14 protein-coding genes are annotated in these 14,379 nt (G+C 63.4%); 9 read left to right on the forward strand and 5 right to left on the reverse strand.

All coding sequences use genetic code 11. The features are described from left to right. The first annotated feature begins 9 nt into the window (after positions 1-9). From AC25Z0_RS13255 to AC25Z0_RS13270, 4 genes are all read left to right on the forward strand, one after another. A complete protein-coding gene (locus AC25Z0_RS13255; RefSeq protein ID WP_488133497.1) occupies positions 10-429 on the forward strand; it encodes an SHOCT domain-containing protein in 420 nt (139 codons plus the stop codon). A 104-nt stretch (positions 430-533) separates the two neighbouring features. After that, the gene (locus AC25Z0_RS13260; protein ID WP_488133498.1) at positions 534-671 is read left to right on the forward strand and encodes a hypothetical protein; all 138 of its coding nucleotides are present in this window, start codon (positions 534-536) and stop codon (positions 669-671) included. 167 nt (positions 672-838) lie between these two features. Beyond that, positions 839-2,098 (forward strand): sensor histidine kinase, encoded by a 1,260-nt coding sequence (locus tag AC25Z0_RS13265; RefSeq protein WP_488133499.1) that lies wholly within the window; start codon positions 839-841, stop codon positions 2,096-2,098. Next, positions 2,091-2,756, forward strand: a complete 666-nt coding sequence (locus tag AC25Z0_RS13270) for a response regulator (protein ID WP_488120124.1) — start codon at positions 2,091-2,093, stop codon at positions 2,754-2,756. Before AC25Z0_RS13265 ends, AC25Z0_RS13270 begins: the two co-directional genes overlap by 8 nt. A gap of 156 nt (positions 2,757-2,912) precedes the next feature. On the opposite strand, the gene AC25Z0_RS13275 is transcribed toward AC25Z0_RS13270, so the two are convergent. The 3 genes from AC25Z0_RS13275 to AC25Z0_RS13285 form a co-directional block, all read right to left on the reverse strand. Then, positions 2,913-4,529, reverse strand: a complete 1,617-nt coding sequence (locus tag AC25Z0_RS13275) for an HNH endonuclease signature motif containing protein (protein WP_488133500.1) — start codon at positions 4,527-4,529, stop codon at positions 2,913-2,915. A gap of 182 nt (positions 4,530-4,711) precedes the next feature. Then, entirely contained in the window at positions 4,712-6,307 is a 1,596-nt protein-coding gene (locus AC25Z0_RS13280; protein ID WP_488133501.1) for an ABC-F family ATP-binding cassette domain-containing protein, read from the reverse strand. 51 nt (positions 6,308-6,358) lie between these two features. After that, positions 6,359-6,877 (reverse strand): hypothetical protein, encoded by a 519-nt coding sequence (locus AC25Z0_RS13285; RefSeq protein WP_488133502.1) that lies wholly within the window; start codon positions 6,875-6,877, stop codon positions 6,359-6,361. Positions 6,878-6,951: 74 nt separating this feature from the next. Between AC25Z0_RS13285 and AC25Z0_RS13290 the strand changes: the two genes are divergently transcribed. Continuing rightward, the gene (locus AC25Z0_RS13290; protein WP_488133503.1) at positions 6,952-7,302 is read left to right on the forward strand and encodes a GntR family transcriptional regulator; all 351 of its coding nucleotides are present in this window, start codon (positions 6,952-6,954) and stop codon (positions 7,300-7,302) included. After that, positions 7,299-8,291 carry a DUF1648 domain-containing protein gene (locus tag AC25Z0_RS13295; RefSeq protein WP_488133504.1) on the forward strand — a complete coding sequence of 331 codons (993 nt, stop codon included), beginning with the start codon at positions 7,299-7,301 and terminating at the stop codon, positions 8,289-8,291. The genes AC25Z0_RS13290 and AC25Z0_RS13295 overlap by 4 nt, the downstream gene beginning before the upstream one ends. Positions 8,292-8,369: 78 nt before the next feature. Here AC25Z0_RS13295 and AC25Z0_RS13300 read toward each other — a convergent pair whose 3' ends face one another. Together AC25Z0_RS13300 and AC25Z0_RS13305 are read right to left on the reverse strand one after the other, a co-directional pair. After that, positions 8,370-9,920, reverse strand: a complete 1,551-nt coding sequence (locus tag AC25Z0_RS13300; RefSeq protein ID WP_488133505.1) for a Mur ligase family protein — start codon at positions 9,918-9,920, stop codon at positions 8,370-8,372. Positions 9,921-10,203: 283 nt separating this feature from the next. Then, positions 10,204-11,388, reverse strand: a complete 1,185-nt coding sequence (locus AC25Z0_RS13305) for an acetyl-CoA C-acetyltransferase (RefSeq protein WP_488133506.1) — start codon at positions 11,386-11,388, stop codon at positions 10,204-10,206. Between the two features lie 204 nt (positions 11,389-11,592). On the opposite strand from AC25Z0_RS13305, the gene AC25Z0_RS13310 reads away from it, so the two are divergent. The 3 genes from AC25Z0_RS13310 to AC25Z0_RS13320 are packed head-to-tail and all read left to right on the forward strand — an operon-like array spanning position 11,593 to position 14,365. Further along, entirely contained in the window at positions 11,593-12,339 is a 747-nt protein-coding gene (locus AC25Z0_RS13310) for a 3-hydroxybutyrate dehydrogenase (protein ID WP_488133507.1), read from the forward strand. Further along, on the forward strand, positions 12,336-13,268 hold the full coding sequence (locus AC25Z0_RS13315; protein ID WP_488120133.1) for an alpha/beta fold hydrolase: 933 nt from the start codon (positions 12,336-12,338) through the stop codon (positions 13,266-13,268). Before AC25Z0_RS13310 ends, AC25Z0_RS13315 begins: the two co-directional genes overlap by 4 nt. Further along, entirely contained in the window at positions 13,265-14,365 is a 1,101-nt protein-coding gene (locus tag AC25Z0_RS13320) for an alpha/beta fold hydrolase (RefSeq protein ID WP_488133508.1), read from the forward strand. The genes AC25Z0_RS13315 and AC25Z0_RS13320 overlap by 4 nt, the downstream gene beginning before the upstream one ends. Positions 14,366-14,379 lie beyond the last annotated feature (14 nt).

Raw genomic sequence — 14,379 nt, forward strand, 5'->3', positions numbered from 1 at the left:
GATTCTGGAGTGACAGGGTTCATCGGCAGCGGATCTACCGCGGCTGTGGGCCAACCACAAGCGATTGGACACATCATGCTCACGAGTGCGGTCATTTTGGGCGTAGCAGCTCATCCAGGGTGGGGTTGGGGCGGCGGATTCGGCTGGTTCTTCCTGTTGATTCCGCTGTTCTGGATCTTGTTCTTTGTCATCATTTTTTCAATCTTTGGTCGTCGCTGGCGCCGGGGTTGGGTCGGTCCGGGGGGACCGGGCTATTACGGCGGTCCGCAGTATTGGGCTGAGGTCGCTGGGCCGGGTGCTGGGGCTCGATCTGCCGAGCGCACCCTCGCTGAACGATTTGCGCAGGGCGATATCGATGAAGTGGAGTATCGAGCCAGGCTTGAGGTGCTGAGAGCGAATCGTCCGGATGGACAAACGCCGGCGCAGTAGCTCATCGGAGTTCACTTTCGATCCCAAGCAAAGAGGCGTACGTTGCAATCGGGGATCAATTGATCGTGGGGGTCACGCGAGGCCCACACAGTTTGGAGGTTCATATGCCAGACAAGTCGCCTCACCGGCACCTGAATAAAAAGCAGGGCAAGACCATCAAGCAGAAGCGCGCCGATAAGCGTGCAAAGGGCACGATGATCGACGATTCCGATGCGGTAACGCATATCAAGAAGGATTCGTAGCAGTCCTGTGCTCCGCAGTCCCCGTGAGCGGGGGCTGCGGAGTTTTCGCTGTCACCGGCGCTACGTCGTCGATGATGCCAACCGATGCGCGACTCATTCTCATCACTTCGGATGAATTCGAGCGCGGATGAGGGTCAGACGGCGACACCGGACTCTAGGGTGACGTCATGAAGAACTTGCGGAAACTGCTCAGAGTGTGGGCCGCGCCATCCGTTGCCATCGTCTTTTTGGGGTTGTGGATCCTTGCGGAAGCTGGCAGAGCGACTGCTGGCGAGTATGTCGTTCTTGGGTTGCTGGCGGTCTCTGTTGCGGTCTCTGCCTGGATTCCCGTCGCGTCAGTGGCGATCCTGTTCGCGGTACCTGCCTTCCAGCTGTTCGGGTGGCTCGCCCCGCCAACGAGCACAAGTTGGCCGACGTATCTCGCCGCGGCCTTTGCCGCATTTTTCGTTGGGTGGTGTGCGCGCGGAGTCATTCGATACCTGGCCATCCCGGTTGGCGCCATGGCATCGACACTCGTTGCAGTGAACATGTTCTATCCGGGCGGTTCCATCGGTTGGATGTCGTGGACCGGGCAGCCGGACTTGTCGAAGCCGGCAGTGGCGGAGATGCTGACTCTGAGCCTGGGCGCATTCGGGCTCTACATTGCGGCGTGGGCGCTTGGTTACGCAGGGGCCGCGATTGCGCGTGCGTTGCGCGTCGGTGACGAGCTTCGTTCAGCGAATAGCCAAATCGAGGAGACCAGCTTTGAGTTGCGGCTGGCGCAGGATCGCGCGCGTATCTCTCGTGATGTGCATGATGCGCTTGCTCATTCGCTGGCCGTCATCGTGTCGCAGGCACAGGGCGCGCTTGCGTTGCAATCCGTTCGTCCAGGGGTGGCAGCAGAGTCGTTGGGCAACATCGCAACTGTGGGACGCACTGCTCTGGTGGAGGTGCGAGAGCTGGTGGCGCGCATTCAGGATGATGCGGATTCCCTGACCCCTGCAGCATCCATTGCCGATCTGGAACCGCTCGTCGAGCACATGGGTGATCTCGGAATGGCGGCCACGATGCGCGTGATGGGGGAGCGCCGTGACCTGCAGCGTATGCATGAACTAGCCGTATTTCGAATTGTCCAGGAGTGTCTTACCAACGCGCTCAAACATTCGGGTACGGCAAGCAGGGTTGCCGTTGTACTTGATTGGCGCGGTCCTGGGTTGGCGTTGCTCGTCACGTCGAGTGGAGACCTGCCCTTGGTCGACTCCACCAGCGTCGGGATACGTGGCGTAGGTGTCGAAGGGATGCGGGAGCGTGCGCGGTTGGCTGGCGGCTGGCTAACGGCCGAGTATTCGGAGGAGGACGGCACTTTCGTCGTCACTGCGTTCATTCCTGCCCATGACATCATTTCGATCGAACAGCCGGCCGTCGAGGGTGAGCTGACGAATGTCTGAGCTCATTCGCGTCGCGGTGGTGGATGATCAGCCGCTCTTTTCGGCAGGCCTCGGCATGTTGATCGAGGCTCAAACCGATATGGAGTGCGTTGGCACCGCGCTTAATGGCGAAGAAGCGGTGCGACTCAATGATCGCGAGCAGCCTGATGTCATTCTCATGGACCTCAGAATGCCGGTGTTGAATGGCCTGGATGCCACCAAGCAGATTCTCGCAAGCGGTATCGCTGACGAGCGACCACGGGTGATCGTATTGACCACGACCAGCAACGATGAAGCTGTCTATGGTGCATTGCGAGTTGGCGCGAGTGCCTTTCTGACGAAGGATGCTGACCCCGATACGGTGTTGGCTGCAATTCGGGATGCGCAGTCGGGGCAGCGACTTCCGGGTGGCGTCGAGGCGATGGGTGTCATCGAGCAATTCAGTCGATCGTCGGTGACGAGCCCACGTCAGGCTGTCCTCGATAAGCTCACTCCGCGCGAACGGGAAGTGTTTCTCCTGGTGGCGCGCGGCTTGAGCAATGCGGAGATTGCCGATGCCGTCTATCTCAGCGCGGCGACGGTGAAGACACACGTTCGTGCGGTGTTCCAGAAGTTGGAATTGCGCAGTCGTGTACATGTTGTGGTGTTCGCGTACGAGAACAAGCTTGTCGTGGCCTAGTACCGAGCGGAGTCGAGCCGAGCGGAGTCTAGTCGAGCCGAATCGAGCCGAATCGAGTCGAGCCGCTGCCACTCCAACTCCCATTCCCATTCCCATTCCCATTCCCATTCCCGTTCCCGTTCCCGTTCCCGTTCCCGTCCCGGTCCCGGTTTCGGTTCACGATGGTGGGCTCTTGCTCGGCATCGGGATCGGAGACTGGCCCGGGTCGATAGCTCTGGGCGGAATCAGCCAGTAGTTGTTGCCGTCGCGGGTTACGTGCCAATGATTGTTGTGCAGGAGCAAATGGTGTCCGCGGCAGAGCAGCACTCCGTCTGCGATGTCGGTCTTGCCGTTGTCGGCACCCCAATGGTCGATGTGGTGTGCTTCAGTCCAGGAAGTGGGTCTGTCGCAACCAGGCCATCGGCAGCCTCCGTCGCGAGCAGCAAGCCCGATGCGCTGCCTCTCGGTGAAGAGGCGTTGGTTGCGACCGACGTTCACGCATTGCCCGTCGTCATCGAACTTGATGCCTGTGTAGCCTGCGCACAGGAGCCGTTCGACGGTTTCCATCGAGACCGGGTCGGGATGGCCTTCGATCGTCCCATGGCCAGCCCGCTCTGTGTCACTGCTGCCAGTGCCAGTGCCAGTGCCAGTGCCAGTGCCAGTGCCAGTGCCAGTGCCTGTGCGAGCACCACCACCACCACCACCACCACCACCACCACCACCACCACCACCACCACCACCACCGCTGCCGCTCCCGTGGGACTGGTGTTCATACAGTGCCTTCTCGGTGACAAGGATCCGGACGGTGGGACGGCGTCCGAAGAACACGGTGTTCGGATCGGCTTCGACAGCGATCTGAAGCAGAGCGAGAATGGTGTCGGCCGCGATCTGTTCGGTCGAACGCTCGTCGTTGCGGAGCTCCTGAGCGCGTTCGGCCAGTTCCTTGTCGACGAACCGGGGTCCGCCGCGTCGAGGTGAGGTGGCCTCGTCGATGATCGTTTCGACCAGGCGTCCATCTTCAGGGGAGAGCAGCGCGGAGACGCGATACATGCCGTCTGGCTGCTTCCAAATGCGGAAGCTGCGCGCGTCGCGTTGAGTTCTCTCACGGCGAGCGATGCCATCGGCGTCGAGCTCGTCGCGGAGGTGGCGAGCCCTGCGAAGCAGCTGGTCGGCGTTCAACGTGCCGGCCTCGTCCTGCAAGAACCGCGCTGCTGCGGCAAGCTTCTCTGCGGGAACCCCGGCGTCGATGTCGCCCAAGCCCTTTCGGATCGCATCCGCTGCGTCCACAGAGAGTGCGCCGGTGCGCACGGCTCCCGCAACGCTTGCCAGCCAGGGCAACTCCGCGAACGGTGAACCTGGATCCTGTTGGAACTCTTCGGCAGCCTCGGTCTGGTTCAGCAGTGTGCCGACGGCGACAAGTTTCGCGGCATCCGTTCGCGTGCCACCGGACGTCGCCTGGATCATGGCTTCTGGGGTGAGGAAGCCATTGCGTTGCGCAAGGCCCGCATAGCCGAGATCGTGGGTGGAGCGGCGAGCGATCTCACCTGCCATCCAGGCGGCGTATCGGTCGACGTGTCGGCGGAGCGCCGTAATCTGATCCTGGCCCTGCATCAACCGGGTGTCGCTATGCGCGGCGAAGGATGCCGCACAGTCACCGAGCTGGGCGACCTCCGTTGCGACGTTCACCAGTTGCTCTGGGAGCTGCGCGATGGCCTGATCATGCGGGGGCGGTTGCTGCTGATACGGCAGCGGTGGGGCCTGCTGGCCCGGCCGCTCATCGACGAATGATTCCATACCTCCACACTAGAACTGAGGGAAACTTAGTTCTAGTGTCTTTCGGTAATCTGTGCAGAACTATCGAACAGGCGTTCTGTGGAGGAGGTGCCCTCGAACCCCGCTCCAGCCCGATGCCGAGAACAATCGGCCCCGAGAAGCCCCGAGAACAATCGGCCCCGAGAGCAACCAGCCCCCGCAACCTACGCCGCGCGCACCTCGATCTCGCCCAGACCGGCATCCGCGCCGCCAAACACCAGGTGCCGGTTGGCTACCTTCTCGGTGAAGAACCTGTCGTGGCTGACAACCACAATCGCGCCGGGGAAGTGCAGCAGTGCTCGCTCCATCACCTGCGTGCTCGACATGTCGAGGTGGTTGGTCGGTTCGTCGAGCAGCAGAACGGATGCGCCAGACAAGAGGCACTGCGCCATCGCGACGCGTGCGCGCTGCCCTCCGGAGAGGTTGCCGATCTTCTGCTTGAGGTCTGCCTCTGAGAACTGGAACATCGCCAGGAACCTGTTCACCGATTTGCGCGTGGCGGTGAAGGCGAGGCTGCCCGGCAGCGCGTTCACGGCGTGGGTGACAGTGTCGTCAGGGTCAAGATCCGCGAGCATCTGGTTGTACGACACGACTCCGGCGCCGCTGGCCCAGTTGACCGTGCCGGCATCCGCTTTCTCTTCGCCGGTCAAGACCTTGAGCAGCGTCGACTTGCCGCTGCCGTTGGATCCCAACACCACGAAGCGGTTGCCGCGACGGATCTCAAATGTGAGGTCGTTGAACAGCGTCTTGGCGCCGTAGGACTTGCTGAGCGATTCGACGCGGCAGAGCACGTCCTTGATGTGCAGTCCGCCGTAGATCTCGGTGATGATCTGGTCGACGGGGCGTGGCGCACGCGACTTCTTGATCGTCGCCAGCTGGCTGCCGAGCTTGCGACTCGCCGCCTTTGTTGCCTCACGGCGATCGGCGATGCCCTCAGCTTCGAACGCCAGCAGCTCTGATTCGTGCACGAACTGCGCTTCAAGCGTCTTCAGCTTGAACTGCTTCTGCACCACGTATTCGCCGAAATTGCCCGGGTACTCATGCAGGTGGAAGTTCTCAACTTCGATGATGCGAGTGACAACGGCATCCAGGAATTTCCGGTCATGCGAGACGATGACTGCCGCGCCGCGGAAGTCGCGGAACCAGGCCTCAAGCCATTCGACGCCGGCGACATCGAGGAAGTTGGTGGGCTCGTCGAGCAGCAGCACGTCAGGGCGCTCCAGCAGGATCTTGGCGAGGGCCGCACGGTTGCGCCATCCGCCAGACAGCTCGTCGATAGCGCACACCCGGTGCGCCTCGTTGAAGCCGAGAGTGGTGAGCGCCGTGTCGATGCGGCGCGTGTAGTCCCAGCCGTCGAGGCGGTCCATGTCTTCGAACAGCTCGGCCTGGCGCATGATCAACCGGTCGAGTTCTGCGCCGCCAGACGGGTCGGCCGCAATCGCGACATCGATCGACGCCAGCTCGGCCTCGATCGCCTTGATGTCGACGAACAGCTCGTCGAGCACCTCGAGAATCGTTGCGGTGCCGTCGAGTTCGGAGAACTGGGAGAAGTACCCGATCTTCGTACCGGATTCCACGGTGACCGTGCCGGAGTCTGGCATCACCTGCTCAAGGATCAGCTTCAGGATCGTCGACTTGCCAGACCCGTTCTTGCCGATCAGGCCAACTCGGTCGCCAGGCTCGAGCCGGAAGAATGCTTCCCGCAAAATCTGTGTGTTCTCAAAACGGATGCTTACATCGTGCAGCCTGATCAGGCTCATTACTGCTGTCCTCTCGGGCGCAGGCTCTATGGTCTGCGGCCAGAGAAGAGTCTACAAACCTCCGGTGCAGCGTGAGCTGGCAGTGATGACGATGTGGGGCTCGTCGGCCGGCATCCGCTCGGTGATCTTGTAGATCAGGAGGAGCGGACCGACCGCCGTGACGGTGTGGTACCCGCTGCCCGGATTCATGGTGGATGACGTCGACCAGCCCTTGGCCTCGTAGCGGCTGGAGAGTTCGTTCAGCCAGGCCAGCCGATCGAACTCGGCGGTGACGGTGATGGTGCGGGTGAAGGCCGCCTGCATCCCGCCGCCGCCATCCGGGCACGGTTCGGTCGTGCGTTCCTCCGTTGAGTGTGCGTGTGCCTCGGCCGGAAGCGAGTTTTCCATCGCATCTAGTTCGACGCTCACCTCCGCGGAGACTCCGGCTTCCGTCGTTGGGCGATCCGTCCGGGTGTTCAGGCTGACAGCGACCATTGCGGCCAGCAAGATGCCTACTGATGCAGCCAGAATCACGGTCGGCCGCCGGATCCAGTTGCGAGCGACAGTGCTGGCTTTATGTATTTCCCCCATGCCGGAAGACTAGACGAGAAGGGGATGCAGCCCTACCGGTTGTTCTATTACAACTAGAACAATAGGATGGACGCATGCTAGTTCGAGTCGATCCGTCCTCCGAGGTTCCCCTCTTTGAGCAGCTGTCAACGAGCATCCGTGCAGCAGCCATTGACGGGTCGCTGCAGGCTGGCGAACGGCTTCCGTCCGCGCGTGAACTCGCGCACTCGCTCGATGTCAATCTGCACACCGTGTTGCGGGCGTATCAAACGCTCCGCGACGAAGGACTGATTGAGCTGCGCCCCGGCAGGGGAGCGACTGTCACAGAGCGAGTGACCGACTATGCCGGCCTGACCACAGCGGTCAGCTCGGTTGTCGCAGAGGCTCGCGCCGTTGGGGTGTCACGTTCGGCACTCCTGGCCATCATCAGAGAGGCATACCAATGACCGCAGCATCCGTATCCACGACCAGGCGCTTCGTCGTGATCGGGGGAGTCGTGCCGGTCGTGATCGCTCTCGCGTCGTCGATCCTGATGATCACGTGGATTCCAGAGCTCCCCAACCCGGTCGCAACCCACTGGAACGGCTCAGGCGTCGACGGTTTCGGTTCAGCCTGGACCCTCGTATTCATACCTCTCGGCGTTACCGTCCTGTTCTGCGCGATCGCCCTCGGTTCCCTGCTGACTGCACGCTCGACCGGCCAACCCGGCTTCAACCAGAAATTCGTCGTCGTGATGGGCGTGTGGCTCAGCGTTCTCCTGAGCGTCGGCGTTGCGGGTTCAGCCTGGATCCAGCGTGGGTTAGCGGATGCCGCTGACGCGGGCGATCCCGTCCTCTGGCTTCTCGCCGGCGCTGGCATCGGCCTCGTCGTCGCCGGCATCGCCTGGCTGCTGCTGCCCGCCGCCGATGACTCCCTCCCAGAGGGCGAAGAGCCGACCGCGATCCGGCTTGCTCCTGGTGAGCGCGTGGCCTGGTCACGCAGCGCGCGCATGGCCCCTGGTGTGCTCGTCTTGATCTCAGCGGTGATCCTGGTGGCATTGGTGTCGCTGATCGTCGCGGTTGTGACCTCAGGCGGCACCGCGCTCTTCGGAATGGCAACCCTCGTGCTCGTGCTGGTCCTCGCCGCGACGACTACGGTCTGGCGGGTGAGCGCCGACCGCCGCGGTCTTGTCGTGCGCAGCATGCTCGGCTGGCCTCGGGTGAAAATTCCCGTGTCAGAGATCCGCGACGTGCAGGTCGTCGACATCGTGCCGATGGCTGACTTCGGGGGATGGGGCTACCGTTTCGGTGCTCAAGGGCGAAGCGGAATCATCCTGCGGGGCGGCGAAGCCATCGAAGTGACGAAGGCGAACGGTAAGCGTTTCGTGGTCACCGTCGACGACGCGCGCACCGGCGCCGGTGTGCTGCTGGCCATTGCCGGCCAGCCGGCCCCCTGAGGTCTCATACACAGGCCTGAATGAGCGGATGCCGCCCCGGCGCCGTGTACGAGCGGACCAGCTGGCCAGGGGCGGGCCTCAGCCCGACGCCGGCCACCCGTGTCGCGTGAGTGCTTCCCTGGCCAGTGCGCGCGCGGAGTACGGCGTGCGCACGCCTCTGATGTCGCGGTAGTCCTGGTGCCCAGGTCCCGCCCACAGGATCGCGTCGTCGGCATCGGCGAGGTCGACCGCGTAGTCGATGGCGGCCTCCGGTGGCGACACCTCCACGATCTGCTTGTGGGGGAAAGCCTCCCTGGCGGCATCCAGCAGCATTCGGCGGATGCTGGCCGGGTCTTCAAAGCGCGGGTGATGGTCGGTGATGACGACGATGTCGGAGTTGGCGGCGGCGACCCTGGCCATTTCGGGGCGTTTGTGCGGGTCGCGGTCGCCGTCGGCGCCGAACAACATGATGACGCGGCCCTGGGTCACAGTCCGTACAGCCCGGAGTGTCTTCTCGAATGCGTCTGAGCTGTGGCCGAAGTCCACGTACACCCGAGGTCCCGTCGGCCCTGACACGCTCTCGGTGCGGCCGGGAATGTACACGTCGATTCCGTCTTGCAACGCAGCCGCGACCTGGGAGATGGGGTAGCCGGCCGTGACGATCATCGCAATCGCGAGCCCGGCATCCGCTACGAGATGGTCACCGAGCAGGGCGACCGATGTCTCAACGGCCTCCCCTGCCCTGTTCTGCACACGGAAGCGGGTTGCCTCCGGCAGCACCTCGAGAATCTCCAACTGCCAGTCGGGGTCGTTGCCGGCGTCGGCGGAGATCGACGTGACAGGGATCCCATGACCTGACATCAACCTGGCGCCCCACGGCGTCTCCAGGCTCGCAACACCGACGCGCGCTCGAGCCGGACTGAACAGCATCTCCTTGGCTTCGAAGTAGGTGTCCATCGTGCCGTAGTCGTCGAGGTGGTCGATCGAGAGGTTGGTGAAGCCAACGCAGTCAAAGAGGATGCCGTCGACGCGGGAGTGGGTGAGGCCCTGTGCGCTCACTTCGAGCACGGCAGCCTCCACGCGCTCTTCCGCCATCCGAGCCAGCAGCGCATGGACGTCGGTGGCCTCCGGTGTCGTCAGCTGGGAAACGAAGATCTCGTCGTTGATATGACGCTCGGCCGTGCTTGAGAGGCCAGTGACGATTCCCATCTGCCGCAGGGCAGCCTCAAGAACGTGAGTCGTCGTGGTCTTGCCGTTCGTTCCCGTGATGCCGAACAGGGTCGGGGCGTTCTCGTGTGTGCTGTAGAGGAATGCGCTGAGCTCGCCGAGCCGATCTCGCAGATTGTCGCTCACGATGTACGGCACGCCTGCGGCTCGCGCTGCTATCTCGCCTGCGGCATCGGTGAGCACGGCGACCGCGCCGGCCTGCACCGCACGGTCGCTGAATTCGGCACCATGGCCGTTCTTTCCTGGCAGGGCAACAAACAGGTCGCCGGGCTGCACGGTCCTTGTCGAGAGGGCGATGCCCGTCACAATCGTCGCAACATCATCAGCCGCATGCCGAGACCCAACGTGTGAGGCGAGGTCGGCCAGCCGGATGTGCGGAGGCGTGCGGGGCCGGATGACAGGGGGGATGCTTTCGAGTGCCATGCCCGAACCCCCTGCCGATCAAACCCCTCCCGGTCTGCCCCGAACGATGTGGGAATTCTCACCCCGAGAGTGTCGGACAGTATCACCGCGCTCAGCGGTGCGACAAGGGGAGCGGGCGTCCGGCGCCGGAGTGGGCGCGCCGGAATGACAGGGCGGCTGAGCCGCGAAAGAGGCGTCAGTTCACACGGATGAGCGGGTTGGTCCATCCAGAAAGTGCCAATTCAGACAACGCCGATTCACACAACACAGTGCGTCAGCGTGACAGCGCAGACAATGACGTGCGTCAGCGTGACAGCAGCAACGCGTCGCCCTGGCCGCCACCGCCGCAAAGCGCGACTGCAGCCTTGCCCGCCCCCCGCCTCGAGAGCTCGAGTGCTGCGTGCAGTGCCAGCCGCGCGCCAGAGGCACCGATGGGGTGGCCGATCGCAATTGCTCCGCCATGGATGTTGACCTGGTCGCTGTCGAGGCCGAGATCGATCGTCGACTGGTACGAGACTGCGGCGAAGGCCTCGTTGATCTCCACGAAATCGAGATCGCTCGTGGTCCAGCCCTGGCGCGTGAGAGCGTGTGAGATGGCGTGTGCCGGCTGGGAGTGCAGCGAATTGTCGGGTCCTGCGACATGACCGGATGCCTGGGCGACGGCCAGCCACGTGAGCCCGTGCGCTTCTGCCCACTCACGGTTTGCCAGTACCAGAGCACTCGCGCCGTCCGACAGTGGCGAGGAATTGCCCGCAGTGATGGTTCCATCCGTTGTGAATGCCGGGCGCAGCTTTCCGAGAGTGTCGACGGTGCTGTCGCCGCGCACCCCTTCATCGGCGCTGATAACAATCGACTCACCGCGTCGCTGCGGCACGGACAATGGCGTGATCTCGTCGTCGAAAACGCCGGCAGCGGATGCTCGTGCCGCGCGCTGGTGCGACACAGCGGCGATCCTGTCCTGGCTCACCCGATTGATGCCGAGCCTGCCATTGACCGTCTCGGTGGACAGGCCCATGGAGAGGCCGTCGAAGGCATCCGTCAGCCCATCATGGGCGGCATGGTCGAAGGCGGTAACGGCGCCGTACGGCCAGCCCTGCCGGGAGCCAGGCAGCAAGTGCGGGGCGTGGGTCATCGATTCCTGGCCACCGGCAACGACAACGCTGGCTTCTCCCAAACGGATGAGCCTGGCCGCGTCCACCACGGCAGCCAGCCCAGACAGGCAGACCTTGTTGAGCGTCATCGACGGAACGTGCCAGGGGATGCCGGCAGCGATCGCGCTCTGCCTGGCCGGATTCTGGCCGCAACCGGCCTGGAGCACCTGTCCCATGAGTACGGCGTCGACCTGCTCTGGAGCGACGCCGGCGCGGGCAAGCGCACCGGTGATTGCTGCTGCTCCGAGCTGCACTGCGGTGAGCGCGGCAAGCTGTCCGTTGATGCGACCCTGTGGGGTGCGTGAACCGGCCAGGATGACGACGTCGGTTGCGCTCATTGTGATGACTCCTTTGTCATGGATAAGAGGTGAAGGTTTACAGCTGCAACTGCACCAGTGAAGAAATGATGTCATGCCGCTTGATTGCCTCTTGACAGTAGCGCTGGCTGCTGGGAGTTTTGCCTCACGGATGATCACTGGTGATCACTGAGTTCCCGCACTGGCGCAGGGGCACACGCCACTCGGCGGGGAAGGCTGCACACCATGACAGACCTGAATGGCCGGTCCGCACTCATCACCGGGGGAGCCAGCGGCATTGGGGCCGCGATTGCGAGACGGTTTGCCGAAGCGGGTGCGATGGTCACGATTGCCGACGTGAACGGCGACGGAGCGAGCGCCCTGGCCGATGAACTCGGCGCACGTGCGTGGCAGGTCGACCTGTCAGATACGGAGGCGCTGGCATCCCTCACTCTCGACTGCGACATCCTGGTGAACAACGCCGGGATGCAGCACGTCAGCCCGATCGAGGACTTCGACCCAACCACATTCTCCTTCATGCTGACCGTGATGCTTGAGGCGCCGTTCCTGCTGATTCGCGCGGCGCTTCCGCACATGTACCGGCAGGGCTTCGGCCGGGTCATCAACGTGTCCAGTGTTCACGGTGTGCGCGCATCGGCGTTCAAATCTGCCTATGTCGCGGCCAAGCATGGGCTGGAAGGCCTCTCCAAGGTGACAGCGCTTGAGGGTGGGCCTCACGGGGTGACCAGCAACTGCATCAATCCGACGTACGTGCGTACGCCCCTGATCGAGGCCCAGCTGCCGGCGCAGGCGCGACTGCACGGCATTTCGGAGGCAGACGTCGTGTCCACCGTGATGCTCACTGAAAGTGTGGTCAAACGCCTCGTCGAACCCGAGGAGGTGGCACGTCTCGCGCTCTTCCTCGCAGGACCGGATGCCGGGATGATCACGGGCGCCAGTCACATGATGGATGGCGGGTGGAGTGCCAGATGAGCACTCGCTCACCGTTTAGGGTGCCGATCGATGGCGGGATGCTGTCCGGCGCAATCTGGGAGCCGGGAGGCGCCATTGCCGGCGGGCTCAGCGGGCTCGGCGCTGATGAGCTGCCGATCCTCGCCATCCACGGCATCACCGCCTCCCACATGGCCTGGCAATTCCTCTCCGAGGCGCTGCCTGGCGCCCGCATCATCGCGCCAGACCTCCGCGGTCGCGGACGCAGCAACGGGCTATCAGGCCCGTATGGCCTGCGGCAGCACGCGAGGGACATTGCGGCGTTACTGGCCGCCATCGACGTGCCGCGTGTCCGCGTTGTCGGGCACTCGATGGGTGCTTTCGTCGCTGTTCGATGTGCTGACCTGTATCCGGGCCTGGCCCAGGCACTCGTTCTGGTTGACGGTGGCTTGCCGATTCCCAGGCCAGCTGGTGTCGATCCAACGGCGATGCTGGGGCCCGCCGCCGAACGTCTGACCCGAACATTTGTGAGCCGTGAGGCATACAGGCAGTTTTGGCGCGCACACCCGGCGTTCGCTGATATCTGGTCGCCCGAAGTTGAGGCATACAGCGACTACGATCTGGACGGCGATGAGCCGGAACTGCACCCGTCAACCAGGGTTGCCGCCATGGCAGAGGACGTCATGCAGCTCGACGGCTCTGACGGATATGCGGAGGCTCTTCGGTCCCTGCGACCCATGGTCGATTTCCTGCGCTCGCCGCGGGGATTGATGGATGAACCCAGCGGCTTGTACAGCGCTGCGGACTTCGACGCGTTCGCTGCACAGCTACCCGGTATCGGCATGCACACCGTTGATGACACAAATCATTACAGCATCATCATGACAAGGGCGGGAGCGGATGCCGTGGCATCCGTTCTCACTGCCCAGTTATCCCAACCCGACACAGTCAGAAAGGTTCACGCGCCATGAGGAAGACGATTCTCGACGGCATCACCCAGCTCATCGTGCCGACGTCCCGGCTGAGCGCCGGGGTGCTTGAACGAGCGAGCAGCTCCCCGCTTGAACCTGCGTCCACCCTGGTATTCATCCACGGGAACGTCTCATCCGCTTTGTTCTGGCAGCAGGTCATGCTGACGCTTCCCGCTGACATCCGCGCTCTCGCCATCGACCTGCGCGGCTTCGGCGCGAGCGAGACCCTGCCCGTTGACGCAACTCGCGGACTGGGAGACTTTTCCAACGACGTCCTGGCTGTGCTCGACGAGCTCGGGATTGCGCGCGCGCACCTGGTCGGCTGGAGCATGGGTGGCGGCGTTGTCCTGCAGTTCCTGTTGGAGCACCCTGGTCGTGTGGAATCTGTGACGCTGCAGGCGCCGGTGTCTCCCTATGGATTCGGCGGAACAACCGGGACGTCCGGCACTCGGCTGACCGACGACGACGCCGGAACAGGGGCGGGCGGCGCGAACCCCGAGTTCGTGGCCAGGCTGGAAGCCGGTGACCGGACAGCGGATTCGGCGACATCACCGTTGGCCGTGTATCAGACCGCGTACGTGAAGCCACCGTTCTCCTCTGAGTACGACGACATCTGGGTTGAATCGATGCTGACGACGGCAACCGGACCCGCAAATTACCCGGGCGATTCTGTGCCATCGGCGCACTGGCCCGGCTTCGCTCCAGGAACGCTCGGCGTGCTGAACACGATGGCGCCGCAGTATTTCGATGCCAGTGGGATCGTCGGACTCGACGACAAACCAGCCATCCTGTGGGTGCATGGCACAGACGACGTCATCGTGAGCGACAATTCCGTCTTCGACCTCAACTCCCTGGGGCAGTTGGGCGTCATCCCCGGCTGGCCGGGAGCGGATGTCGCGCCGGCACAGCCCATGATCACCCAGACGCGCGCCGTGCTTGACGGCTATCGAGCAGCCGGGGGAGAGGTGACAGAAATCGAGTTCGCCGAGTGCGGCCATTCGCCGCACCTGGAATATCCGGACATGTTCGTAGCCGCATTGGCCGAGCACGTTGCACGTGTTTACAGCGGTGCCGACGAACTGGATCCATCTGCGTGAGCCCGTGTCCTAAC

The organism is Leifsonia sp. Y862 (genome assembly GCF_057669585.1).

Excerpts from the sequence above, each read along its gene's own strand:
- AC25Z0_RS13260 (WP_488133498.1), top strand. The coding sequence starts at position 534 with ATGCCAGACAAGTCGCCTCACCGGCACCTGAATAAAAAGCAGGGCAAG.
- AC25Z0_RS13320 (WP_488133508.1), top strand. The coding sequence starts at position 13,265 with ATGAGGAAGACGATTCTCGACGGCATCACCCAGCTCATCGTGCCGACG.
- AC25Z0_RS13305 (WP_488133506.1), bottom strand. The coding sequence starts at position 11,388 with ATGAGCGCAACCGACGTCGTCATCCTGGCCGGTTCACGCACCCCACAG.
- AC25Z0_RS13310 (WP_488133507.1), top strand. The coding sequence starts at position 11,593 with ATGACAGACCTGAATGGCCGGTCCGCACTCATCACCGGGGGAGCCAGC.
- AC25Z0_RS13315 (WP_488120133.1), top strand. The coding sequence starts at position 12,336 with ATGAGCACTCGCTCACCGTTTAGGGTGCCGATCGATGGCGGGATGCTG.
- AC25Z0_RS13275 (WP_488133500.1), bottom strand. The coding sequence starts at position 4,529 with ATGGAATCATTCGTCGATGAGCGGCCGGGCCAGCAGGCCCCACCGCTG.
- AC25Z0_RS13300 (WP_488133505.1), bottom strand. The coding sequence starts at position 9,920 with ATGGCACTCGAAAGCATCCCCCCTGTCATCCGGCCCCGCACGCCTCCG.
- AC25Z0_RS13295 (WP_488133504.1), top strand. The coding sequence starts at position 7,299 with ATGACCGCAGCATCCGTATCCACGACCAGGCGCTTCGTCGTGATCGGG.
- AC25Z0_RS13265 (WP_488133499.1), top strand. The coding sequence starts at position 839 with ATGAAGAACTTGCGGAAACTGCTCAGAGTGTGGGCCGCGCCATCCGTT.
- AC25Z0_RS13270 (WP_488120124.1), top strand. The coding sequence starts at position 2,091 with ATGTCTGAGCTCATTCGCGTCGCGGTGGTGGATGATCAGCCGCTCTTT.
- AC25Z0_RS13285 (WP_488133502.1), bottom strand. The coding sequence starts at position 6,877 with ATGGGGGAAATACATAAAGCCAGCACTGTCGCTCGCAACTGGATCCGG.
- AC25Z0_RS13290 (WP_488133503.1), top strand. The coding sequence starts at position 6,952 with ATGCTAGTTCGAGTCGATCCGTCCTCCGAGGTTCCCCTCTTTGAGCAG.
- AC25Z0_RS13280 (WP_488133501.1), bottom strand. The coding sequence starts at position 6,307 with ATGAGCCTGATCAGGCTGCACGATGTAAGCATCCGTTTTGAGAACACA.